At 58.3% G+C, this 22749-nt stretch carries 20 protein-coding genes; 16 read left to right on the top strand and 4 right to left on the bottom strand.

Annotation, left to right across the window (positions count from 1 at the left end):
- Positions 1 to 72 precede the first annotated feature (72 nt).
- The 14 genes from ACXAD0_RS13205 to ACXAD0_RS13140 all read left to right on the top strand — a co-directional run bounded on the left by ACXAD0_RS13205 (position 73) and on the right by ACXAD0_RS13140 (position 15070).
- The gene (locus ACXAD0_RS13205) at positions 73 to 879 is read left to right on the top strand and encodes an SDR family NAD(P)-dependent oxidoreductase (protein ID WP_475088960.1); all 807 of its coding nucleotides are present in this window, start codon (positions 73 to 75) and stop codon (positions 877 to 879) included.
- Positions 880 to 944: 65 nt separating this feature from the next.
- Positions 945 to 2657 carry a nitrilase-related carbon-nitrogen hydrolase gene (locus ACXAD0_RS13200; protein ID WP_475088959.1) on the top strand — a complete coding sequence of 571 codons (1713 nt, stop codon included), beginning with the start codon at positions 945 to 947 and terminating at the stop codon, positions 2655 to 2657.
- A 95-nt stretch (positions 2658 to 2752) separates the two neighbouring features.
- A complete protein-coding gene (locus ACXAD0_RS13195) occupies positions 2753 to 3514 on the top strand; it encodes a hypothetical protein (RefSeq protein WP_475088957.1) in 762 nt (253 codons plus the stop codon).
- Between the two features lie 49 nt (positions 3515 to 3563).
- Positions 3564 to 4835, top strand: coding sequence for an acyl-CoA dehydrogenase family protein (locus tag ACXAD0_RS13190; protein ID WP_475088956.1), 1272 nt, complete (start codon positions 3564 to 3566; stop codon positions 4833 to 4835).
- Between the two features lie 76 nt (positions 4836 to 4911).
- Complete coding sequence (locus tag ACXAD0_RS13185) at positions 4912 to 6354, top strand: aldehyde dehydrogenase family protein (protein WP_475088954.1); 1443 nt, start codon at positions 4912 to 4914, stop codon at positions 6352 to 6354.
- Complete coding sequence (locus ACXAD0_RS13180) at positions 6351 to 7202, top strand: alpha/beta fold hydrolase (RefSeq protein ID WP_475088953.1); 852 nt, start codon at positions 6351 to 6353, stop codon at positions 7200 to 7202. Before ACXAD0_RS13185 ends, ACXAD0_RS13180 begins: the two co-directional genes overlap by 4 nt.
- 34 nt (positions 7203 to 7236) lie before the next feature.
- Positions 7237 to 7866 carry an isochorismatase family protein gene (locus tag ACXAD0_RS13175; protein ID WP_475088952.1) on the top strand — a complete coding sequence of 210 codons (630 nt, stop codon included), beginning with the start codon at positions 7237 to 7239 and terminating at the stop codon, positions 7864 to 7866.
- Positions 7867 to 7889: 23 nt separating this feature from the next.
- Entirely contained in the window at positions 7890 to 9095 is a 1206-nt protein-coding gene (locus ACXAD0_RS13170) for an FAD-dependent oxidoreductase (RefSeq protein ID WP_475088951.1), read from the top strand.
- Positions 9096 to 9158: 63 nt separating this feature from the next.
- Complete coding sequence (locus tag ACXAD0_RS13165; RefSeq protein ID WP_475088950.1) at positions 9159 to 9992, top strand: maleate cis-trans isomerase family protein; 834 nt, start codon at positions 9159 to 9161, stop codon at positions 9990 to 9992.
- 45 nt (positions 9993 to 10037) lie between these two features.
- Complete coding sequence (locus ACXAD0_RS13160) at positions 10038 to 11300, top strand: MFS transporter (RefSeq protein WP_475088948.1); 1263 nt, start codon at positions 10038 to 10040, stop codon at positions 11298 to 11300.
- Between the two features lie 64 nt (positions 11301 to 11364).
- On the top strand, positions 11365 to 12141 hold the full coding sequence (locus ACXAD0_RS13155; RefSeq protein ID WP_475088947.1) for a maleate cis-trans isomerase family protein: 777 nt from the start codon (positions 11365 to 11367) through the stop codon (positions 12139 to 12141).
- A 118-nt stretch (positions 12142 to 12259) separates the two neighbouring features.
- Positions 12260 to 13459, top strand: coding sequence for a CaiB/BaiF CoA transferase family protein (locus ACXAD0_RS13150; RefSeq protein ID WP_475088945.1), 1200 nt, complete (start codon positions 12260 to 12262; stop codon positions 13457 to 13459).
- 52 nt (positions 13460 to 13511) lie between these two features.
- Positions 13512 to 14423, top strand: a complete 912-nt coding sequence (locus ACXAD0_RS13145) for a hydroxymethylglutaryl-CoA lyase (RefSeq protein ID WP_475088943.1) — start codon at positions 13512 to 13514, stop codon at positions 14421 to 14423.
- A gap of 164 nt (positions 14424 to 14587) precedes the next feature.
- Positions 14588 to 15070 carry a DUF2141 domain-containing protein gene (locus ACXAD0_RS13140; protein ID WP_475088942.1) on the top strand — a complete coding sequence of 161 codons (483 nt, stop codon included), beginning with the start codon at positions 14588 to 14590 and terminating at the stop codon, positions 15068 to 15070.
- Between the two features lie 111 nt (positions 15071 to 15181).
- Here ACXAD0_RS13140 and ACXAD0_RS13135 read toward each other — a convergent pair whose 3' ends face one another.
- The 4 genes from ACXAD0_RS13135 to ACXAD0_RS13120 all read right to left on the bottom strand — a co-directional run bounded on the left by ACXAD0_RS13135 (position 15182) and on the right by ACXAD0_RS13120 (position 19971).
- Positions 15182 to 16669 carry an aldehyde dehydrogenase family protein gene (locus ACXAD0_RS13135; RefSeq protein WP_475088940.1) on the bottom strand — a complete coding sequence of 496 codons (1488 nt, stop codon included), beginning with the start codon at positions 16667 to 16669 and terminating at the stop codon, positions 15182 to 15184.
- Positions 16659 to 17555 (bottom strand): isocitrate lyase/PEP mutase family protein, encoded by an 897-nt coding sequence (locus ACXAD0_RS13130; RefSeq protein ID WP_475088938.1) that lies wholly within the window; start codon positions 17553 to 17555, stop codon positions 16659 to 16661. Before ACXAD0_RS13130 ends, ACXAD0_RS13135 begins: the two co-directional genes overlap by 11 nt.
- Positions 17556 to 17557: 2 nt before the next feature.
- On the bottom strand, positions 17558 to 18373 hold the full coding sequence (locus tag ACXAD0_RS13125) for a hypothetical protein (protein WP_475088937.1): 816 nt from the start codon (positions 18371 to 18373) through the stop codon (positions 17558 to 17560).
- Positions 18374 to 18597: 224 nt separating this feature from the next.
- Complete coding sequence (locus ACXAD0_RS13120) at positions 18598 to 19971, bottom strand: MFS transporter (protein ID WP_475088935.1); 1374 nt, start codon at positions 19969 to 19971, stop codon at positions 18598 to 18600.
- Positions 19972 to 20257: 286 nt separating this feature from the next.
- Here ACXAD0_RS13120 and ACXAD0_RS13115 point away from each other — a divergent pair, with 286 nt between their 5' ends.
- Positions 20258 to 21973: a nitrilase-related carbon-nitrogen hydrolase gene (locus tag ACXAD0_RS13115; RefSeq protein ID WP_475088934.1), complete on the top strand. Its 1716-nt coding sequence runs from the start codon at positions 20258 to 20260 to the stop codon at positions 21971 to 21973.
- Positions 21970 to 22749: a hypothetical protein gene (locus ACXAD0_RS13110; protein ID WP_475088932.1), complete on the top strand. Its 780-nt coding sequence runs from the start codon at positions 21970 to 21972 to the stop codon at positions 22747 to 22749. The genes ACXAD0_RS13115 and ACXAD0_RS13110 overlap by 4 nt, the downstream gene beginning before the upstream one ends.

Raw genomic sequence — 22749 nt, 5'->3', positions numbered from 1 at the left:
AACGCCGCTAGCGCTTGCGAAGCTGACGAGTACCTTGGCGATTGCAGGCAGTCATCATCAGGAGCTTTTTCTATGAAAACGGTTGTTATCACAGGGAGTACCCGCGGTATTGGTCGTGGACTTGCCGAGAATTTTTTGAAGCGCGGTTGCAGGGTCATTATCAGTGGTCGATCCTCGGAAAAGGTTGACGAAGTTGTCGCGGACCTGCGCGGCCAGTTCGGGCAGGATGCGGTTGATGGCGTCCGTTGTGAAGTGACGTCTGAGCAAGACCTGCAGGCATTGTGGGACTGTGCGAAAGCCCACGGAACGGTCGATATCTGGATCAACAATGCGGGGATGAGTATACCCACTAAGCCGCTCGCGGAGCAGGATGCGCAAAAGTTACACGCCATTGTCGACACCAATGTCACTGGCTTACTGCTCGCCAGCAAAGTCGCGTTGGCAGGAATGTTGAAACAGGATTCCGGACAGCTCTGGAATATGGAAGGTTTCGGCAGTGGCGGCGAGGCGCAAAAGGGGATGGTTGCCTATGGTGCGACCAAGCGTGCATTGCGCTACATCAACAAGGCGTTGCAAAAAGAAGTGAAGGGTACGGGTGTACAGGTCAACGGTCTGAGCCCGGGTATCGTGGTGACGGACTTGCTCATCGGTGACTATGATCAGTCATCCCCCGAATGGCAGCGGGTTCAGAAAATTTTCAATATTCTCGGTGATCACGTTGAAACCGTCACGCCTTACCTGGTGGACGGTGTGCTGAAAACACAAAAATCCGGCGCGCGCGTCGCCTGGCTGACGGGCGGCAAAGTGCTGTGGCGCTTCCTCACTGCAGGATTTAACAAGCGGGATCTTTTCGCCAAGCTGGAATCGAGCCCCGCTTGATTTCCCTTGGTCGGCATTTGAAATCTATTCGTTTTAAGAGGCAGTAGTCTGGAGGTGGGTATTCTATGAGTAAGCAATCAATTCGTGTTGCGGCGGTGCAATTCCATGTCGGTACAGATGTGGAGCAGAATCTTCACAATACCCTGAGGATGCTGAATCGCGCGGCGGCGGTGCAGCCGGATCTGGTCGTTCTACCGGAGTTTTGTAATCACCTCTCCTGGTACGACAGCGCAGAGCATTGTGCAGCGGTTTCCGTCACGCTCGATGGCCCATTTCTGGCGGCAGTCGCCGAAAAAGCGAAGACGTTGGGTGTGTATGTGGCGATCAACTGTACCGTTTTGCGCGACGATGGCAGCATCACCGGTTCCAGCTTGTTGTACTCGGACAGCGGGGAGCTGGTCGCGGATAACACCAAGCAAATCTACATTGGCCATGAAAACGACTTTCTGAAGCCTGCGACCGCGCCGGGGCCGGTCGTGGAGACACCGCTCGGCCGCATTGGTCTGTACAGTTGTATGGACGGTGTGATCAACGAGCCACCCCGCACACTTGCGCTGCGTGGTGCGCAGATTCTCTGTAATAGCCTCAACTCTTTTGCCAGCGACGAAGGTTCCCTGCATGTACCGGTGCGTGCGCCGGAAAACCGAGTGTTTATTGTGGCTGCCAATAAAGTCGGCCCGCTGGTGCCTGAACCGCTTTTGGTGCCGGTCAGTGAAGCGACCGGGATTCCGCAGAAATTCCTGCACGGGGCAGGGGAGAGTCAGATTGTCGCACCGGACGGCACCGTGCTGGCCTGTGCTTCCACTGATGAAGAAGAAGTTGTGTTTGCGGATATTGAGCCTGCACAGGCGAATGACAAGCGTCGTGTCGACGGCACGGATATTTTTGCCAGTCGCCGACCTGGGCTGTATGCGCCGATCAGCGAGGATCCGGCATCCCAGACGTATCCAGCCTGGAGTGAAACCGCATCGTTTGGCGCTGCAGTAGCCGACCCGCAGGCGACAGGGGAAGCCGGCCTGGCATCGTCGGTGGCTCTGGTGCGCGATGCAATTGGTGGGGGTGCCAAACTGGTGGCGTTGCCGCCGTTGCTTGGTGCGGCTGAGATTTCTGCAGACCTCGCGGCCTCGATAGCGTTTTCACAGCAAGCTGTTGCGCGGATTAGCGAGGCGTGTGGCAATGATGCGTACGTGGCGACGGCAATGCCGCTGCGCGAAGCGGATGGGCAGGCCCGCTATTGCGCGGTATTGATTGGCGGTGAAGGCATCGTTTTCTCCCAGACGCAGGTCCATCACAGTGAACGATTTGCCTGGTCGGCGCCTGCCGATCAATTCGAGTCGATCGAGCTTCCGTTCGGTCGCGTCGCGCTGGTGACGTCTGACGATAGTGTCTACCCCGAAACATTCCGTCTGCTGGCACTGGCCGGTGTGGATTCTGCGGTGGTTCCGCTTGAGCCGCTCGAAGCCTGGGAATTGAAGACCGGCTTGCTCGAGCGTTCGGCAGAGAACCGTATCAATCTGTTGGCGGCGGCGATTGGGTCTGAGCTGGGGCAGGGGTTTGCAACGGCTTTGCAGCGGGATTTTACGGTCATGACCGAGTGGAAAGAGCGCCCGTTTGATGGGCTGTTGAGTCAGCCGGAATGGCTCCAGCTGGCTGCTGGTGAGCAGTTGTTGCCGGTCACTCTGTATCCTGCGTGTGCAGCCAACAAAGAAGTTTCCAGAAATACCGATCTGGTCGCCAACCGGCCGTGGAAACTATGCGGTTCGATTACCGCACATTAATGTCCGTTCGCCTTATTGAGATATATCAATGAGGCGAATCGCTACTTTCCCGAAAATTCCATTCATAGTCACAGTAATCAACATTGGAGGTCGTTATGTCTGCGGAGTCTTCACCAAATGCATCTATGCCCAGGGCGCTGTTTGAAAAGACCCGGGACAGAGTGATCGAAGCACTTGCGCTCACGGAAGTGAATGCTGCTGACGGCGGCCCCTATATGCCGTTGGAAAGTCAGGTTCCGGCGTTTCCGGGCAGTGTGGGCGAGGTTCGCGTGTACAAGGGCGGTCCCCTGGCGCAGATGGTGACCTGTTCGATCGTGGTGCCGCAGATTGGTATTGATTCTCACATGTTGTTTGCCTTCACCCCAAGTGAGAGTCCAGTGCCGCATTTCACGCTCGACTCTGTTGGTGCGCAAGGCCACTGGGCGTTTCACCTGGATTTGATTCCCCGTGTCGATCTGGGAGCCAACCTGGCCTACATGGATGAGGTGTTCACTCCGCTATCTGAGGCGTGTAAAGCCGGTCGTGCGATCGAGGGGTTGAGCCCGGCACTACTCGACCCGCGTCAGCTGGCCATTATGTCGCCGTGGATGCTTGCCAACCGCGCTGATGAAGCGGCGTTTACCAATATCGAAACCACGGTGGAGGCCTATCAGTCGCACTGGTTCGCGCTGCTGGAAAGCGGCCTGAGTGAAGCGGCGGTTGAAGGAATCGATAGCGAAGCCCTGGCGACACGGGATGCGCGAAACCGCGCCATTATTTTTGATCCGAATGTCGACAAGGTTTGGGATCAGGTCGGCGGGCTGATTGGTCCGGAGCGCAGTGAAGCACTGCGGAAGCTGCTGAGAACATCGGCCTGAGGACGCGCTTCGCGTTTATAAGAATATTGTGAGAGAGGGAGGTGACACCATGTCTTTGACTGGAGCAGTCCTGCTAGAAGATATGAACGATGCCGAGCGCGCACGCGCCGAAGTCGTGGAGTCAGTTTTGCCTGCGGTGCGCGATGCCGCCAGGGAAGTTGATGCGAATGCTGAGTTCCATATGCCCCACGTGAAGCGATTCAGCGAAGCGGGCTTGCTGGGCCTTGTCATCCCCACCAGTTACGGCGGGCTGGGTGGCGGTCTGCGCGATCTGTCCGCGGCCTGCTTTGCGATTGGTTCCGCTTGTCCCTCTACTGCACTGGCATTTTTCTTCCACTGCAGTGCCGCATCTCGCGGCCTGCTGGCAATGGAAGCCCTGGAAAACGGCCTGTTTAATGACGAAGAGGCGCCCATTGTGCGCAACTTCGCCGAGAAGGTGCTGTATAGCATGGGGCGCGATGGCAAGTGGTTTGCCAATTTTGCGAGCGAATCCGTCAAGTCTGAAAAGGCTGCCGTGACCATTAGCACGGAAGCCAGGAAAGTCGACGGGGGCTACCTGCTGAACGGCGTCAAATCATTTGGTACGGGCACGGGGATCGCGGATCAGTATCTGGTGACCGCCAGCCTCGAAGGCTACGACACGGCGGAAGGGCTGTGCACCTTCTTTGTCGATCGCGATGGGGAAGGGGTGAAGCCGCGGGCGCCGTGGGATGCGATTGGAATGCGCGGTACCAGTTCCGGTGGCATCGTGCTGGAAAACTACTTTGTGCCGGACGATCAGGCGCTGGCGATTCCCGGTGCATTTACCCGTTGTATGCAGATGAGTCGCGGCAGTTTTGTGGGTAACCAGATGGCTGCGGTTTGTGGCTACGCGGGTGCGGCACAGACGGCCTACCAGAATGTTCTGCGTCACCTGACGGAGAAGAAGTTTGCCGATAGCGGCAAGCCGATCGGCACTGCGCCTTATCAGCAGGAGCTGATCAGCAAAATGATGGTGGACCTGCAAACCTCTTTGCTTTGGCTGCGTCGACAACTGCAGTTGGAAACCAGTGAGCCACCGATTGCTTCGAAGCACGAAGTCGTCAAGCAATGGCGCTTGTGCAAAGGCGTGGTGGCCGAATGCGGATTCAATATCGCTGCCAACGCGCTGAAGGCGAGTGGTACCTCGGGAACCATGGGAGATCCTGCCCGGTTCCTGCGTGAGCTCACCATGGGCATTGTGCAGGCGTTCCCCGCCGAGCGCGGCCGCCTGATGGCCGCGCAAATGGAAATCGAAGGGGCTGAGCAGAGTCTGTTCGGCGTTGCTGATTCCAAAGCCTGATTGATGGCCTGGCAGTCAGACATGTACTGCCAGGCCTCTCCTTACCGTGCCCAGCCAGAATGAATTCGGAGAAACCATGCTCGAGCAGTTGATGCGCATCGGTGGTGAGCACCGCCCGGCCTCCAGTGGCGCAAGCTTTTCTGTCCTGTCGCCCGCGACCGGTGATGAAATCGCCCGCGTGCCACGCGCGACAGCCGAGGATATTCACCAGGCAGTTGCCTGCGCAAGCGAGGGTTTTACGGAGTGGTATCGCCTGCGGCCAGCAGAGCGCGAAGCAGCACTGTTGCGTGCAGCAGAGCTGGTTGAGCGGGAAGGACAGGCGCGTTTTCTGGATAACCTGATAGACGAAAGCGGTTCGACCATTACCAAGGCGCGCGGCGAAATCGCCTACACCGTCGACCTGTTGCGTACTGCTGCCGGCGAGGCCCGTCGTCTATATGGGGAAACCTTTCCCAATGATGATCCCAAACGCCTTTCTTTCGTGATCCGTGAGCCGTTGGGCATTGTCGGGGTGGTGTCTCCCTACAACGCACCGCTCTCGCTGCTGGCAAAAATGTGTGCTTTTCCCTTGGCCGCGGGCAACAGCCTGGTGGTCAAGCCGTCGGAGGAGACACCGCTGACGGCATTGGCATTTGCCGATCTTCTCTGGGAGGCCGGAATTCCGGCGAACGCGTTTAATGTGGTCACCGGATTTGGCGCCGAGTGCGGTGCAGCGCTGGTCGACCATCCCGACGTACGTGGTATCGCGCTGACCGGTTCTACCAATACCGGGATCGCGGTCGGCCAGTCTGCGTTGAAGAAAATGTGCCGCATGCAGCTCGAGCTGGGTGGCAAGAGTGCGTTGCTGGTATTGGCTGACGCGGACCCCCGGGAAGCCGCCAAAATCGCGGCGCAGGGTATCTTTACCCATGCGGGCCAAATCTGCATGGCCAACTCCCGTATCGTTGTGGCCAAGGAAATTCATTCTGAATTTATTGCCGCATTGAAAGCCGAAGCGGAATCCCTGGTGTTGGGCGACCTGCGCGACGAGCGCACCGCTTTCGGTCCGCTGATTAATGCACGCGCGGTGGAGAAGGTACTCGAGCATGTGCGCGATGCGGTCAACGGTGGTGCCTCGCTGCTCACCGGTGGCGAAATCAAACAAGGGCTGGTAGTCCAGCCAACCGTGCTGCTGGATCCCCCCCGGGATAGCACCGCCTGGCGCGAAGAAAGTTTCGGCCCGGTGACGAGTGTGATGGCAGCGAACGACCTCGATCACGCGATCGAGCTTGCCAACGACAGTGACTACGGTCTCTCTGCGGCAGTCCTGACCCATAACCTGCAATGGGGTTTACACGCCGCACGCCAGCTCGCTTCTGGCGCTGTGCATATTGGTATGCACTCCTTCCAGAGTAATGCGCTCGCGCCAATTGGTGGCGTTGGCTTGTCGGGAATCGGCCGCAGTGGTGGTCACTACAGCACTGAAGAGTTTACCGAGATCAAGTGGATCAGTGCCGATGTCGGGCAGTTACCACGGTGACGGAACAAACGCTGAAGGGCAGCAGTAAGGCCGTTTTACGGGGCTACCTGCACAGCGGGGGAGGGCAGCTGCATTACCGGGTATGCGGCCAGAATTCGCAGCCTCTCATGCTGCTGCTGCATCAAACACCGAGCTCCTCGGCAATGTATGAGCGGCTGATGCCCTTACTGGCCGATGCGTTCTATGTGGTTGCCGTAGATACCCCGGGTTTTGGCAATAGCGACCCGCTGGCGGTACCGATCAGCATTGCTGCGCTGGCACAGGAAATTTTCGAGGCGGTTGCTGCAAGTTTCGGGCATCCCACGCTGGTCTTCGGTCACCACACGGGAGCATCCATCGCCGTGCAGATGGCCTACGACTATCCCGATGCCGTCGGTGCACTGGGTTTGAGTGGGCCGCCGCTACTGAACGAGACACAGCGCGAGCAATTGCCCAAAGCGGCGGCGCCTATTCCGCTGGAAGATTCCGGCGAACACTGGTTGGCCATGTGGGCGCGCTTGCGTGCAAAGGATAGTGATGCCGGGCTCGATTTGAGTGTGCGCGAAGCGCTTTCTGCATTTGCCTGCGGCGAATATTACCAGGGGTCCTACGATGCAGTGGTCGCACATGATATGGCGGGGCAACTGGTGTCGATCGACTGCCCGGCGCTGGTCTTTGCAGGTGATAGGGATGCGCTACAGACCGCGGTGATGCCGGCGGTGAACCTGTTGCGAAAAGGCACCCTGGGCCAGCTGCAGGGGAGTGCCGGCACTTATGTTTGCGATTATCACGCACGGGAAGTGGCCGATTTGCTCAAGACTTTTTATGCGACCCGTGTGCGCAACCAAACAACAATAACAGCCAGCTGACGTTCGGTGACGTCGAGAAGTGGGGAAACAGACAATGAACCTCAAGCGCAAGAGCCTCGGGCTGGGTACCAAGCCGGCCCTGTTGCTGGTGGATATGGTGAAAGGGTTTACCAGTTCGGAGTGCCCGCTCGGCACGGACTGCCCGGAGGTGGTCGCGGCGAATCGTGTTCTGCTCGATGCGTTTCGCGCACGTGATCTACCAGCCGTCTTCACCACCGTTGTGTACCACAGGCCGGACCAGGCAAGAGTGTTTCGCAGCCGCATCGAGCATCTCAATGTGCTGACCCCTGACTCGCCGTGGGTACAAATTGACCCGCGACTGGCGCCCGTGAACGGAGAGCCTGTGTTCGAAAAACAGTGGGCGAGCAGTTTTCATGGCACGAAGCTCCATGACTATCTGCAGGCGCAAGGTGTTGATTCCCTGGTCGTGACCGGGTTGACCACCAGCGGCTGTGTGCGCGCGACGGTCGTCGACGGGCTTCAGTATGAGTATCCGGTGATCGTGCCGCGGGAAGCGGTCGGTGATCGAAACCCCGACGCGCATGAGGCCAACCTATTTGATATGCATGCCAAATACGCCGATGTCATGTCGCTGGCGGAAGTGCTGGCCATGCTGGACCAGCCGGCAACACAAGAAGCAATAGAAGTGCAGGTGACAGAGTGACACAGAGTAAGCCACGAGTAGCAATGGACCCCGTTATTATTGCCGGAGCAGGCCCGAGCGGCTGCGTGCTGGCGCTTTCCCTGGCAAAGAACGGCATACCCGTTATGCTCCTGGAAAAATGTGCGAGCCTGCCGATCGACTTGCGGGCATCGACCTTTCATCCGCCATCGCTGGAGATGATTGCTGACCTGGACGAGCAGGTAATCGAGCGCATGCTGGAAAAGGGGCTCAAAGCCGACCGTTACCAGTACCGCGACCGGAGCACCGGCGAAGTGGCGACTTTCGATATGTCTCTAATCGCCGATGAGACCCGTTTTCCGTTCCGGCTGCAACTCGAGCAGTATGAACTGACCCATTTTATTTGCGATGCACTGCGGGAGTATCCGTGTGCGGAGGTCCGTTTTGGTACCCAGCTGGTGCACTACACCCAGGATGCCTCCGGCGTAACTGCGGTAGTCCGTACCGACCGAGGCGAGGAGCGTATTCGTGGTCGTTATCTGGTGGGTTCTGAAGGAGCACGCAGTTGTGTGCGCAAGGCTTCGAACATTGGCTACATGGGCTTCACCTACAACGAGAAGTTCCTCGTGGTCAGCACCAGCTTCCCGTTTGAAGAGGTGTTCGACGATTTCTCCTACGTGAATTATGTCTCCGACCCGGAGGAGTGGTGCGTGGTATTGCGTACCGACAAGCTCTGGCGGGTACTGGTGCCGGTTTTCCCGGAGAATGCGGAAGACGAGGACAAGTACCTCTCGGACGAGTTTGTCCAGTCGCGGCTGAAGCGGCTCTACCATCGCGAAGAAGATTACGATATTCACCACCGCAGTATCTATGCCGTGAACCAACGGGTGGCAGAAACCTATTTCAAGGGGCGTGTGCTCCTGATCGGCGATGCCTGCCATATCAACAATCCCCTTGGTGGTATGGGAATGAATGGCGGGCTACACGATGCGTTTAATTTGGCCGAGAAACTGGAGCAGGTCATTTTGCGCGGAGCCGATGCACAGCAGGCCTTTGAACTCTACGACCGGCAGCGTCGTGAACTGGCAGTGCAGTTTGTGCAGAACCACACCATCCAGAACAAGAAACTGATGGAAGCACGGGACCCGGAAGTGCAGCGTAAGCGCCAGGAAATGTTGATGGAGTCCGCTTCCGATCCGCACAAAGCGCGCGAATTCCTGCTCGAGCGTTCAATGATCAACTGCGTGCGCGAAAGCCTGAAGGTCGCCTGAACCTATGGCGGGCGCCTGGCCCGCCGGCATTCGCCTTGCCCAATAACAGACGAGGATTCCACCATGGATTTTCCACAACATATCGACCTGTCGAAGACCCGTGAGCGCTCTCAGGTGACCAATGGGCATCGGGACAATTACATTGGTCACCGCGCGAAAATCGGTGTGGTGATTCCCTCCACCAATACTTCGGTGGAATACGATTGCCAGCGCATTTTGCCGCGTGGCGTTACCTGGCATACCACCCGTTTTATGATCGATCATCCTGACCTGAGCGATGATGCGAATTTTATGCGCTTCCTGGAACGTCTGCGGGAAACCATTGGCGATTCGATCGAGAGTCTGATGACGTGCAAGCCGGATCACGTGATGATGGGGATGTCTGCGGAGACATTCTGGGGCGGCATCAAGGGTAACGATGGCTTCGTGGATCGCATTCAGGAAATGGTTGGCCACGATACCGGACTGACTACCGGTGCCAATGCGGTGATCTCTGCGTTAGAGGCACTGGGAGTGCCGGAGAAGAGTGGCAAAACCCTCTCCATCATCACACCTTACCAGCCGGTAGGGGACAAGAACGTACGACTGTTTTTTGAGGACGCCGGCTACAAGATCAAACATCTTGTGGGTCTGCGTTGTGCCAATGCCCACGACGCGATCGCGCTGGTGCCGGAACCGCAGATCCTGGACATCGTGCGCGAGATCGATGGTGACGACGTCGATGCCATCGTGCAGGTGGGTACCAATCTCTCGACTGTGGGCGTATTCCCGGCCATGGAGAAAATGCTGCAGAAGCCGGTGCTGCCGATCAACGTAGCGACTTGCTGGCATGCGCTACGCAGCTGCGGTGTCCACGACAAAGTCGACAACATGGGTTGGCTGTTCGAGGAGCACTGAGTTCCAGTAGCAAGTCATTGGGCAGTCGCGGGAGTGCAATAGAGAATGTATATCGCTGTATTGGTGGTGCTGTTGGACATGGTGGGTTTTGCCATCATGTTACCGATCCTGGCCTATTACGCGTTGCAGCTGGGAGCCAGCCCTGCCATGGCCACGTTCTGCATGGCGCTCTATGTTGTAGGCATGTTTTTCTCTACCCCGATCTGGGGGCGCCTGAGCGACCGCTATGGGCGCAAGCCGATCCTGGTTGTGAGTCTTGCTGGCGCCGTAGTGGGCTATGCGTTCCTGGGTTTTGCTACCGCAGTGTGGATGGTGGCGTTGTCACGCCTGTTTAGCGGGACCATGGCAGGCAACATTTCCGTCGCCCAGGCGTATGTTGCGGACGTTACTACCGAGGAGGATCGGGCCAAGGCCATGGGCATGTTGGGTGCGGCGTTTGGGCTCAGCTTTATCCTGGGTCCGGCGCTCGGCGGCTATCTGGCCGGCGACAGCTTTGCCGATGCCAACCTGCAGTTGCCTGCCATGGTTTCTGCAGGGCTTTCGACCGCGGCATTACTGGTCGTGGTGTTCTTCCTGAAAGAGAGCCTTACCCAGCCGAGAACCAGTGAGAGTCGTGAAGGGCAATCGGTCAGGGATTTACTGGGCTGGATGTTCGCGCGGCGCAACCTGATGTTTTTGCTGGTATCGGTATTGGTTTACAACCTGGCTGCGGGCTTCGTCGAATCGGTATTTCCTATCTGGGCAGATGCCACTGGCGTGGCTCATGGGCCAAAAGATCTGGTGCCGGTGTTACTCGCTGCCGGTATTGCCATGGTGGTTATGCAGGGGGGGCTGATTGGTCCGTTGTCTCGAAAGTTTGGTGAGCGCCGCTTGATGCGAGCGGGCAGTGTGATTTTCGGGGTGTCGGTACTGCTCGTCACAGTGGCGGGCGCCATGTCCAGTGTGGTCGGCGTGGCATCGGCTCTGATGGGACAGGCGATCGGCGCGGCCCTGGTGTTGACCCCCATGCACTCCCTGACGTCCAAAGAGGCGTCGCCGGAAAACCGGGGATCGGTGATGGGGGTCTACAACGCCCTGGGAACACTGGGGCGCGGTGTCGGTACCGGGTTAACCGGAGCCATTTTCTCCGGGATCGGCACCCATGCGCCGTATTATGCCGGCGCCGCGATGATGGGGCTGCTGTTACTGCTGGCTTTCTCCATTCGCAAGCCACGCGCGGAAGAGGACACCGAAGAGTTGACCCCTGAAGACCGCATGCCGGGCCAAACGGCCTCTGAGCCAGCTTACGCAGCCACCACAAATTCTTGACTATTGTCATCCTCGCCGGCCCGGTGGGCCGGTATAACTCCTTCTGATAACAGGCGGAGTTACCATGGACAACTATCAGATTGCGCGTCGGGCACAGATCGGCGTCATCATCCCCTCCACCAATACCGGTGTGGAGTATGACCTCCAGCAGCTGAACATTGACGGGGTTACCTGGCATCCATCGCGTTTCTGGATCGAGCTGCGCAACTGGGCCGATGAAATGGAGCGTAGTGGAGACGATGAAAACACCGTTTTCGAGCGCTTTCTGGAGATCATGCGAGGTGAAATCCCCACCTCCCTGCGTAATGTCATGTCTGCAAAGGTCAGCCACATCATGCTGGGTATGTCCGCAGAAACTTTCTGGGGCGGCCTGGAAGGCAATATTGCCTTTGAGCGGGATATCGAGGGGCAGATTGGTGACCTCGGCCTGACTACCGGGGCAGGCGCCACCAAGGATGCGCTCGACTGTTTTGGTGCCAAGCGGATTTCCGTTGTTACCCCTTACCCGCAGGTCGGCGACGATAACGTGCGTCGCTTCTTCGGTGATATCGGTTTTGAGGTCGTCAAGGTCAAAGGCCTGAATCGTCCTTCTGCGACCGCCATTGCCGAAACTCGAATCCAGTCTGTGCTTGATGCCGTTCGAGAGATCGACGGGGATGATGTTGACGCAATTATTCAGTGCGGAACCAACCTTTCTACTCTGGATATCTTCCCAACGCTCGAGCACTGCCTGCAAAAGCCGTTGATCCCCATCAATATCGCGACCGTCTGGCATGCCTTGCGAGCCTGTGGCATTCAGGACCGGATCACTGGCAAAGGGCGCCTGCTGGAAGAGTTTTAAGCTCGTAGAGGATGTGTGCTCAGTGGCAGTGAGTCTCGGATGCTAATGATGTATCTGGTCCGCTGGCTGAGCACGGACTGTAAGAGAAAAGTTTTGTTATTTCACTGGAGGTAGCCCAATGCAAAAGGCGTTGAACGGAATTCGTATCCTGGATCTGACGCACATGCTCTCTGGCCCCTATGGCGCGATGATTCTCGCCGATCTGGGGGCGGATATGATCAAGGTGGAGCCGCTGGCGGGTGAGGGCACACGCAAGCTGTTGGCGACGGATCCGGAGAATTCCCTCGACGGCTTTGGGGCCTACTATCTCACGCTGAACCGCAACAAGCGCAGTGTGGCACTGAATCTGAAGAGTGAGCGCGGCCGTCAGGTTTTTTATGACCTGGTGAAGGAAGCGGACGTGGTCATCAGCAACTTTGGCCCCGGTGTGCCGCAGCGCTTGGGTATTGACTACGACACGCTCAGTGCCATCAATCCGCGCGTTATTACCTGCACGGTGTCCGGGTTTGGTTCGGATGGCCCTGGTGCCAAGCGCCCGGCCTTCGATCAGGTCGCGCAGGCCTATGGGGGCGGTATGTCGATTACCGGAGATGACCCCGCTAATCCGGTACGTGCCGGTATACCCATTGGGGATCTGGGCGGCGGCATGTTTGCGGTGATGGGCATTCTCGCGGCCATTGCAGAACGTGCCAGCAGCGGCAAAGGGCAGCACGTGGATATCTCCATGGTGGATTGCCAGATTTCCATGCTGAACTACATGGCCACAATGCACTTCCTCAGCGGCAAGAATCCGTTCCCGATCGGCAACGCGCATTTTGTGCATGTACCCTATAACAGCTACGCCACCGCCGATGGTTTCCTGATCATTGCGGTCATCACCGACAATTTCTGGCAGAACCTGAAGGAAGTGGTGAAAGTGCCGGAGTTTGACGATCCGAAATACGATGGTCAGCCAGGCCGCTACGCCGATAAGGACTTTATTGATCGCCGTCTCGGCGAAGTCTTTGCCACGGATACGTCCGATGCCTGGCTGGCACAGCTGGAAGAGAAGCGTATTCCCTGTGCACCCATTAATAATTTTGAGCGTGCGCTGAATGATCCGCAGGTCCTGCATCGCAACATGGTCGTGGAGATCGCGCATCCCGACGGAAAAACCACCAAAGCACCGGGTAATCCCATCAAGCTGTCTCGCACTCATGAGGACAGCTTCTCTGCGGCGCCGCATATTGGACAGCATACCGATGAAGTCCTGAGTAGCCTGTGTGGCTACACCCAGGCTGACATTGATGCGCTGAAAGAAAGCGGTGACGCGGGCTAAGGCGGGCAGAGGCACGCTGGCAATCGTTTAAGACGCCGGAGAACGAAAGAGCATGACCGATAAGGTGCTGATTAATGATGTAGGCCCGCGGGATGGCCTGCAGAACCAGGCCGTGATACTGACACCCGAACAGCGGACCCAGCTGATCCACGCGTTGATCGACAGCGGGGTTTCCTCCGTCGAGGTCGGCAGCTTCGTGTCCCCCAGGGCGGTGCCGGCCATGGCCAATACCGCCGAGGTGCTCGCTGCGCTACCGGAAGATGCCGGGGTCGATTACCAGGTGCTGATTCCCAACATGAAGGGCTACCAGTTGGCCAGGGAAGCAGGCGCTTCAACAATGGTTCTGGTGGTTTGTGCCTCTGAAACCATGAATCAGCGTAATGTACGACTGGATATTGACGGGTCGCTGGCCCAGGCAAGGGAAATCTGCCGCGTTGCCAGCGAAGACGGCGTGCATATCCAGGTCTGCGTCGCGGTGTCCTGGGCCTGTCCGTTTGAGGGGGCAACCGACCCGCAGCGGGTTCTGGATCTCAGTGGGCAATTGCTCGACATGGGTGCAGTAGAATTGAATATTGCCGACACCATTGGTGCGGCGAATCCCGCGCAAGTGAACAGCCTGATGGGTGCCCTGGCGAAAGAGTATGGTGCGGACCGGCTGACCTGTCATTTTCATGACACCCGCGCGATGGGGATGGCAAACGTCTATGCCGCGCTGGAAGCGGGGATTCGCAAATTCGATGCGTCGGTTGGTGGTCTCGGCGGCTGTCCGTTCGCACCCGGTGCAACCGGCAATGTTGCCACGGAAGATGTGGTGATGATGTTGCAGCAAATGGGGTTCGAGACCAATATCGATTTGCCCGGGCTGATGCGGGCCGGGCAATTGGCCGGGGAGCTCGTCGGGATTGAGACCGGGGGACGTGCCCACCGCTGGCGACAGCTGCAGCTTGAGGCAGCTGAGTCCTGATTTAGAAGAATATTGCGACAGATTTCGCCGGCTTGAGATAAGCATTGATCTGTCCAGATATGGGCGGCGTAACAGTTGATAAATAGCCCTTCACCCGGGCTATCCATGTTGAGTTTCCCTCCAGCAGGGGGAGAAAACATCCTTTCAGGAATGGAGATCTGGTTATGAGGCACTTTATCAATGCAAGTATTCGTAAGCTTTCGGTGCTGGGGCTGAGTGCCTGCGTATTAATGCCGGTTCACGGGGAAGAAGGTGCTGCATCAACTGCCGAAGGTGAGATGGCAGTGATTAACCTCACTGTCAGCAATATCGGATCTGCTGAGGGCTGGCTGTACGTTTCGGTCTACGACTCCAAGGAGACTTTTCTCGGCGAGGAACGTTTCCATGGCCAGAAGGTTGAGTTGGCGACAATGGAGCAGGGTCAGGTGGAGGTGAGCCTGACGCTGCCCTACGGGAGCTACGCCATTAGTGTGTTCCACGACGAGAACAGTAATGGTGAGCTCGACAGCAATTTTATGGGGTTGCCGAAGGAGCCAGTGGGGCTGTCGAACGGGCACGTTCCGCGTTTCGGGCCACCCCGATACAAGAAAGCCCTGCTTGAGATCGATACGCCGCAGGTGGCGGAAGCCATTGCCCTGATTGACTGAGGTACCCCAGGCGCACTGCTTTGCCCTCGATCAGACTCGAAGGCGACAACATCGAAGGTAATAAAAAAGCCGACGGGTCCTGCGACCGGTCGGCTTTTTTGTGTGAGCCGCTTATCGACCGCCAAGCAGATCCTGTGGAGAGATTCCCACAACACGGGCGCCGGTGAAGAATTCAATGGACTGCGCGTGGCCTTCCTCGCCGAGACCGGAGAGACCCCAGGCACCGCGTGGAGCGCCTTGGCCAATGGCGAGCAGGCTATAGCCGTTGATCTTGACCCCGCCGGTACGCATGCGACGGGCGAAGGTGAAGGCTCGCTCGGTATTTTCACTGTACACATAGCCCGCCAGCCCCAGGTCGGTGCCATTTGCCAGGGCCAATGCTTCACTGTCTGTGCTGAAGGTATGTACCGGCGCTACCGGGCCGAAAATTTCTTCGCGGGTGTCGCTGGGTGCGCAACCGGTTACCAGGGTAGGGGCTACGAAATAGCCGGGCAGGTCAGGCAGACTGGTTGACTGATGCAAGGTGCCGCCCAGTGACCGCAGGCGCTCCAGGTCACTCAGAACCTGGTCATAGTGGCCCTTGTGCACCAGTGGCCCCATATCGCTGTTTTCGTCGAGGGAGTGGCCAAGGCGAATACCGGCCAGGATGCTGAGCACCTTGTCCAGCAGTGTATCAACCACGGACTCATGCACAATCAGTCGGCCCAGCGCACGACACCACTGGCCATTCAGGTTGGTCAGGCCGTAGGCAATTCCGGTGGCGGCCTTATCCAGGTCTGCATCCTCGAACACCACCAGCTGATTGTTGCCACCAAGCTCCAGCTGGGTGGGTACGAAGTCGTCGGCGCAGGCGCGGGCAATCGCGCGACCGCCGGTCAGTCCGCCGGTAAACGAAACGGCTTTGATACGTGGGTCTTCTACCATGAGGGCAGCGCTATGACGGCTACCCAGGGTCAACTGGAATACCCCGGCCGGGAGTCCGGCACGCTCTGCCGCCTGCGCCATTACTACGGCAGAGTGCGGCGTGAATTCAGAAGGCTTGAGAATGCACGGTGCGCCGGCCGCGATGGCACTGGCTACTTTGTGTGAGCCGATTGCCGTGGGTCCGTTCCAGGGGGCAATCAGCAGCGCCGGTCCCCAGGGGCGGCGCAGGTATTCGACGTCACCGCAGGGACCGGGTAATTTCTGATCGAGATGGCCCTCGCGCAAATAGGCCGCCGCCCCGCGGAAAACCAGCGGAAGTAGTTTGGCCATCTTGCGAGTGGTACGAATAATGGCTCCGGAAGTCACGCTGTCTGCGTGGCTGACGGTTGCAGCAATATCGTCTGAGGAGAGTTCGTCGGCGATACGGTCCAGATAGTCTGCGCGTTCGTGCGGTGGCGTTTCTTCCCAGCTGAAGTCGCGATGTACCCGCTGCGCGGCTTCCAAGGCGGTATGGATCTGTTCCGCATCGGAGCCTTTGCGTTCCTGCATCGCTTCGCCGGTATTGGCGTCGCGCAATTGCTCTCCACGGTCGACAGCAGGGGTACAGAGTTGACCATCGATATAGTTCTGCAACTCCGGGAGTTTGCTGTGGGGCAGCTGGATTTCACTGGACATCTGCAGTTTCCGGTTCCGCATGTTGATAGGACTCGCCTGCAGCGAGTAATTCGTCAGCGCCGAGCAGACGGTTGATTTCGGACAGGTCCACCATCTGCGCACGATGTGCACTGACATCGCCGTCGGCTTGCAGGCTGCTCAGCAGGCTGCGCGCGGCAGGCACGAACAGGTGGAGAAGGGATGCGGGGAACAACGCGATGCGATAGCCCAGCGGGCCCAGCTCTGCCGCATTCTGTACGGGCGAATTGCCACCCTCCACCAGATTGTGGACCAGTGGTATGCGCTGGCCAAACCGCTGCCCGATGTGTTGCATTTGCTCGATGGATTTGGGTGCTTCGACAAACAGCGCGTCGGCACCGGCTTCCAGATAGCGCTCGGCGCGCTCGAGTGCATCTTCAAAACCATTCACACCGAGGGCGTCGGTGCGGGCAATAATCAGCGTGTCGTCGCTGGCGCGGGCATCCAGTGCTGCATGAATTTTGCCAACCATTTCGTCGGCGCTGATAACCTGTTTGCCCGCCATGTGTCCACAGCGTTTGGGCATTAACTGGTCTTCCATCTGCAGGGCAGAGGCACCCGCTCGCTCAAACGTACGCACGGTGCGCTGCACATTCAACGCATTGCCAAAGCCTGTATCCATATCAACGATCAGGGGCAGGGGCGTTCGCTCTCGAATGACGGCGACCGTGTCCGCCACTTCCGAAGCGCTGACCAGACCCATATCGGGCCGGCCGAAACGGGCGAAGGACACGCAGGCACCGGAGATAAAGGCGGCCTTGAAGCCCGCCAGGTCGACCAGCCGGCTACTCAGGCCATCGTAGATACCCGGTACGGAGAGCACTTCTCCGGACGCGAGCAAAGAGCGCAGTTTTGCCGGCTGATGCATGCTCAGTCTTCGCGCTCCTCTGCGCACAGAATACGAATAAGGCGCTCGGTCATGTCTTTACCCACAAGGCGTTCCGCAATGGGGTTGGCCGGATCCAGATGCACGATATTGCGGCGCACCAGCACGTCGCGTTCTTTGATCTGCGCGCGGGTGGCGTCATCGTTGATCGTCTGTGCGGCCTGGACCAGCTTGAGCCAGTATTCCACGTAGGAGAGGACCTTCGGCTCGACTTTTTCCTTGTAGAAATCGAGCGGTACGATGCCGCACAGCGCCACCGGCGAGAGAGAGCCACGGATAAACGGCATGGCCGCATTGAATGGCTTGATACCGGCTTCATGCAGTTCTGCCTGCAAAGCCATGTAGGTATCGTTGAGTGGTGCCAGGTACTTCAGCAGGTGATCCGGGTAGCTGAGCGGCTCATAGCGCGGCATGGGGTCGATAAAGAAGAAGGCATCGGGCAGGGTGCCGAAGGCCATGCCCAGATGGGGCACATCCACACTGTCTTCCAGGTAAATCGTCAGGTGGATATTGGTAAACGTGTTTTCCGGCGTGCCGATGTTGGAGTGGATGATCCAGTCCACCGGGGACTCATCCCCGGTAAAGTTCCGCATGCGGCCGACGGGCTTGCCATTCAGGTCATTGAACTCGTGAATATCGGCACAGCGCATGTCTTCGCGCAACGACAGGGTGCTGCTGATCATCTCCCAGGCCTTGTCGCGGGTGGCGAGCACCGTATCGTAGGTAACCTGGGTGTTGATGCTGTTGTCGCTATCCAGGTGCCTTGCGAATTCGCCGGTCAGGTTTTGTTTGGTTTCCATGGTTGGCCCTCACTGTCGCCCGGCCAATTGGGCCGGATTAGATTTCCACCTGTTCCGAATCCGCCTGACAGCATAGTGCCCGTCCCGGACCGGATATCTCTTGCCGACCTGAATCGGCTTAAAGGCTCATTATCGGGAAAATCCCCCCGGGTCGATTGATTATTGTCATAGCTGACAGTCATTCAATCCGGGGGTAGGGCAGTGGGCTGGCCCGCTCATTGAAGTCAGGTGGTCGCGGCGGAGCCCGCATCCACCGAGTCGCCTGCCGATTCCTGCGGGCTGCCCGCAGCGAGCTGCTTGCGCAGCCACAGGCTCCACAGGAATACCAGTCCATTGAGGAAGCCGAACAGCACAAACGGCGCGCTGGGGGAAAGCTTTGCATATAGCACGCCGCCACCGGATGTTCCCAGCAAAATACCGCAGGCGCCTGCAACCCCAAAGAACCCGATGGTGGTGCCGCGTGACTGCTCTGGTGCCTGTTGGCCGACCAGGGCCTGGCTACTTACAAATGCACTGATTTCGGCAATACCCATCACGAACAGCAACACCATCACCCAGTCAGCGGTGGGATCGGTGATAAAAAAGACTGAGCAGTAAACCGCCGCTGCGAGGCCCGAGGCGATCGCAACGGCACTGACGCGGCTGATACGGTCAGCAATCAGGCCCATCAGCATGGAGCCGAGCAGCGCGCCGGCGACAACTGCGAGGGTGCGGGGAACGGCGAGTTGGAACATCGCCTCACTTGCGGTCATGCCGAGCTGCAGCGTTCCGTATTGCACCAGCCACAGGGCGATAAATGCACCGGTCACCGCCAGATCCCCGCGGGAAATAAATGCGGCTCCGTAAGACAGCGCCGTCTGCGGGTCTTTTGCTGCGCGCAGTCCTTCGCGCATTTGGCTGAGCAGTGATTGTTGCGCAGTTTCTGTTGTTTGTACGGAGCGGGGCGCGAGGCCAATCAGTGCCACGATGGCGGCGATCAGGCCGAGGCTGCCACCGATGGCAAATGTCCACTGTTGCGCCGCAAGTTCTGTCATCCCATTTGAAACAAACACCTGCGGTAGTGACGCAAGAATGGGGGGAATAAATGCGCCGAGGGTGGCGACCAGCGCCTGGGCCCCGTTTGCCTTGCCGCGTGCCTTGTCATCCGCGTAATCCGCGACGACCGTGACCATCATGCCGACCATGGCGGCACTGCCAATGGCGACGATAAAGCGATAAATCGCGAGCTCGGCAATCGAGTCTGCGTGGGGATACAGGGCGAATCCGATACCGGTAACCGCGAGACCAAACACGTAGACCGAACGGCGACCGATGCGGTCGGAGAGGGCACCGACCGCGCCGAGTAGCAGAATAAATACCAGTTCCTGCATCGCTGTCAGGTAGCCTGTCACCATGGCCTGCGTATCTGCGGCAACCCCCATCACATGCAACAGGCCGGGCTGCAGCACGGCGAGGGCGCCGGCATAGCCGGAAGAGATAAATACCGCAAACAGGTAGGTGGCAAAGTGGCTGCCGGCAATCTGTCGGGCGAGCAAAATACCCAGCCAGCGCCGTTGTTCCGGGGCAGGTGTGGGTGTGGATTGCATGGTCTCGGACATGGGGTAACCCTCACGTTCTGCGGCATTACCGCGTTTATTGTTTGTTGTTATTTTCTCGCCTGCGCATCCTGCCCAGAGGGCAGGCAATGGCATGTGTTGGCGGTCTTCGCCAGGAGCCCATTGGAAGTGCCGTTGGCGACAAATCCGCGCGATGGGGATTTACAGTCAAGTGTAATAAAGGTATATCAATAGTACAAATGCCCGCATCGAGTGGTGAATGTGCGTGCAGATCACGGTTGCCCGAGCGGCAACATGATATTCATCAAATAATAATGACGGAGCGCACATGCCGAGAGTTGCCGCGCTGCAATTTGCCACGGGCGAAAGCCTTCCTGACAACCTCCGTACCTGTCTGCGCATGATTGACCAGGCGGCGGGAGAGGGCGCGCGCCTGATGGTGCTGCCGGAATTCTGCAATCATATTTCCTGGTACCGCGACAAGGCGCATGCCTGGGAGTGCGCCGTCAGTCTTTCCGGTAGCTTTCTGCAGGCGATTGCAGAGCGCGCCAGTCGTTATCAGGCGTATATCCTGATCAATGTTTCCCTGCGCCGTATCGAGCCGAATATCACGGTCACTTCTTTACTGTACGGCCCGGATGGGCAGCTGCTTGGGCAGGCGGACAAGCAGAGTCTGATGGGGCATGAGAATGACTTTTTTGTGCCCGCCGAGCGTGCAGCCGCGGTGGTAAAAACCGAACTGGGTAATATCGGCATTATCGCCTGCCGTGATGGCATTGCTTTCGAACCGAGTCGGCGTTTGGCGCTGGCCGGGGCTGATCTGTTGTGTAACTCCCTGAACTCTTTTGCCTTCGATGAGGCCAGCCTGCATGTGCGCGCCCGCGCCGCAGAAAACCGGCTGTTTATGGTGGCGGCGAACAAGGTCGGACCCCTGGTGCCGACGGAGGAACTCGAGGCCGTAAGTGGTGTGACTGGAATACCAGTGTCGCTGCTGTACGGCGCGGGCGAAAGCCAGGTAGTGGCTCCAGACGGCCAGTCCCATGCGCGTGCTCCCCGCGGAGAAGAAGCCGTATTGGTTACGGATTTACCGGAACGCGATGTACGGATCGGACGTGCGATGGGCGCCGCTGCGTTGCGCCGTCCATCGGTGTATGCGCCCCTCGCCAGTGCACCAGAGACGATCAGAGAGGATGTGGCGGAAACGCTGCCAGTCGCCCTGGTCAACCCTGAAGGGCAAGGCCGGCAAAAGATGGATCGGGTGGAGGCGCTGGTACGTGAGCTGCCGGGTAATACCCGGTTGGTACTGCTGCCCGAGCTGTTTCCGCTCGATGACGTTGCCTCAAATCTCGAGCGCAGCGAGAGCCTGTGCATTGAGGCCGAAGCGCGCCTGGTGCGCCTGTGTGCAGAAGAAAACCTGATGATCTGTACGAGCGTGATCCAGCGCGATGGAGAACGGTACTCGCTCGTGGGGATTTTACTCGACGGCAATGGTCGGCGTCTGGTTCAGGCGCAGATTCATCGCGGGGCACTGGGAATTGCGCCGGTTGGGGATGCACTGGCGACATTGGATCTGCCCTGGGGTCGAGTAGGGATCATCGTGGGCGATGATTGTTTTCATCCTGAACTGGCACGGATGGCCGCGCTTGCCGGTGTACATGTGCTGCTGGTACCGAGAGGTGCGGGCGGCTATCGAGAGCGAGATACCGATGTCCAATTGTTGTTGACTGCCCGTGCTGCGGAAAACCGGTTGTGCCTCGCTGCATGCGCGAAAAGCCCGCAGGGCGGCATGCTGGCGACCCATGAGCGGGAATTTACCCTGATGACCCCCTGGCAGGAGCGGAAATTCGACGGCAACATCAATTATCCCCTGGTAACGCCGCAGGAGGGGGAGGTCACTCTGGCCATCCTGCATCCGGTGGCGGCGGTGAATAAAAAGCTCTCGTCGAATACGGATTTGCTCGCGAATCGTCCGCTTCAGTCCAACGGGTTGCTATTGCAGTCGCCGAACCACGCGCCCCGCGAGCGACCGGTGTGTCCCGCATGAAATCCGCCGTAGCTGTAGCGGAAGGAGAGTACCGTTATCTCTGTAACGGGGATCCAGTGAACCTGAGCGAGACCTGGAGCCTGCACAAGTGCGGCGCGTATTATCGACTGGATTCCGTCCGCCATATTCCCGATGCCGGGATCATGATCCGCGCCCATGCGGAGCTGGATCGGGGCACGCTGCAGCGCTGTCTTGTCGACTGGTCTTCTGCGGGGTCCGGCGCCGACAGGGATCGATACCAAAGTCGCGCTCGAGTCTTCTTCCGAGGCGCGGTTTCCGGGGGGCGCTATCGTTTCCGCAATACCGGTCGCAGGGCAGTATTTGAGCCCGTGGGGGATGCCTTCCTGTTTCCATTACTGCGTATTTTTTCCGGTCATCTGTTCCAGCGGATGCTGCAGAAACCCGATGGCGCCAGGGTGGTCGTTCCCTGGATCAAAAATCCCCAAGAAACGAATCATTTGTTCGCTCCATCCTATTCTGACCGCTCTTTGGAGTGGGTGGCCGGCTTTTCCGTCGATCAGGCGATCGATGGTTCCCCCAGCGCGACATTCGCCCGCTGCGCACAACAGGCGGGTTTGAGTGGAGAAATTGACGAATTTCAGTACTGCGGTGATCAGTATGGGGACAATACGCGCTATTGGCTGATCCAGGGCCTGTTGCTCGGCTATCAATGGCAGCAGGGCAATGATCACTGGCAGATAGAACTGTGCAATTCCCGGGGCGTATGGCCCGAGGATTGTTTCCCGTGCCTGTCCCGTGCGGGAATACCTGATTGA

The organism is Microbulbifer sp. ABF4_148, assembly GCF_056158985.1.
The sequence above is the reverse complement of the archived record's forward strand: the minus strand, read 5'-3'. Positions and strand labels throughout refer to the sequence as shown.

Coding starts and splice junctions, on each gene's coding strand:
- ACXAD0_RS13205 (WP_475088960.1), top strand. CDS start 73: ATGAAAACGGTTGTTATCACAGGGAGTACCCGCGGTATTGGTCGTGGA.
- ACXAD0_RS13200 (WP_475088959.1), top strand. CDS start 945: ATGAGTAAGCAATCAATTCGTGTTGCGGCGGTGCAATTCCATGTCGGT.
- ACXAD0_RS13195 (WP_475088957.1), top strand. CDS start 2,753: ATGTCTGCGGAGTCTTCACCAAATGCATCTATGCCCAGGGCGCTGTTT.
- ACXAD0_RS13190 (WP_475088956.1), top strand. CDS start 3,564: ATGTCTTTGACTGGAGCAGTCCTGCTAGAAGATATGAACGATGCCGAG.
- ACXAD0_RS13185 (WP_475088954.1), top strand. CDS start 4,912: ATGCTCGAGCAGTTGATGCGCATCGGTGGTGAGCACCGCCCGGCCTCC.
- ACXAD0_RS13175 (WP_475088952.1), top strand. CDS start 7,237: ATGAACCTCAAGCGCAAGAGCCTCGGGCTGGGTACCAAGCCGGCCCTG.
- ACXAD0_RS13170 (WP_475088951.1), top strand. CDS start 7,890: ATGGACCCCGTTATTATTGCCGGAGCAGGCCCGAGCGGCTGCGTGCTG.
- ACXAD0_RS13165 (WP_475088950.1), top strand. CDS start 9,159: ATGGATTTTCCACAACATATCGACCTGTCGAAGACCCGTGAGCGCTCT.
- ACXAD0_RS13160 (WP_475088948.1), top strand. CDS start 10,038: ATGTATATCGCTGTATTGGTGGTGCTGTTGGACATGGTGGGTTTTGCC.
- ACXAD0_RS13155 (WP_475088947.1), top strand. CDS start 11,365: ATGGACAACTATCAGATTGCGCGTCGGGCACAGATCGGCGTCATCATC.
- ACXAD0_RS13150 (WP_475088945.1), top strand. CDS start 12,260: ATGCAAAAGGCGTTGAACGGAATTCGTATCCTGGATCTGACGCACATG.
- ACXAD0_RS13145 (WP_475088943.1), top strand. CDS start 13,512: ATGACCGATAAGGTGCTGATTAATGATGTAGGCCCGCGGGATGGCCTG.
- ACXAD0_RS13140 (WP_475088942.1), top strand. CDS start 14,588: ATGAGGCACTTTATCAATGCAAGTATTCGTAAGCTTTCGGTGCTGGGG.
- ACXAD0_RS13135 (WP_475088940.1), bottom strand. CDS start 16,669: ATGTCCAGTGAAATCCAGCTGCCCCACAGCAAACTCCCGGAGTTGCAG.
- ACXAD0_RS13130 (WP_475088938.1), bottom strand. CDS start 17,555: ATGCATCAGCCGGCAAAACTGCGCTCTTTGCTCGCGTCCGGAGAAGTG.
- ACXAD0_RS13125 (WP_475088937.1), bottom strand. CDS start 18,373: ATGGAAACCAAACAAAACCTGACCGGCGAATTCGCAAGGCACCTGGAT.
- ACXAD0_RS13120 (WP_475088935.1), bottom strand. CDS start 19,971: ATGTCCGAGACCATGCAATCCACACCCACACCTGCCCCGGAACAACGG.
- ACXAD0_RS13115 (WP_475088934.1), top strand. CDS start 20,258: ATGCCGAGAGTTGCCGCGCTGCAATTTGCCACGGGCGAAAGCCTTCCT.
- ACXAD0_RS13110 (WP_475088932.1), top strand. CDS start 21,970: ATGAAATCCGCCGTAGCTGTAGCGGAAGGAGAGTACCGTTATCTCTGT.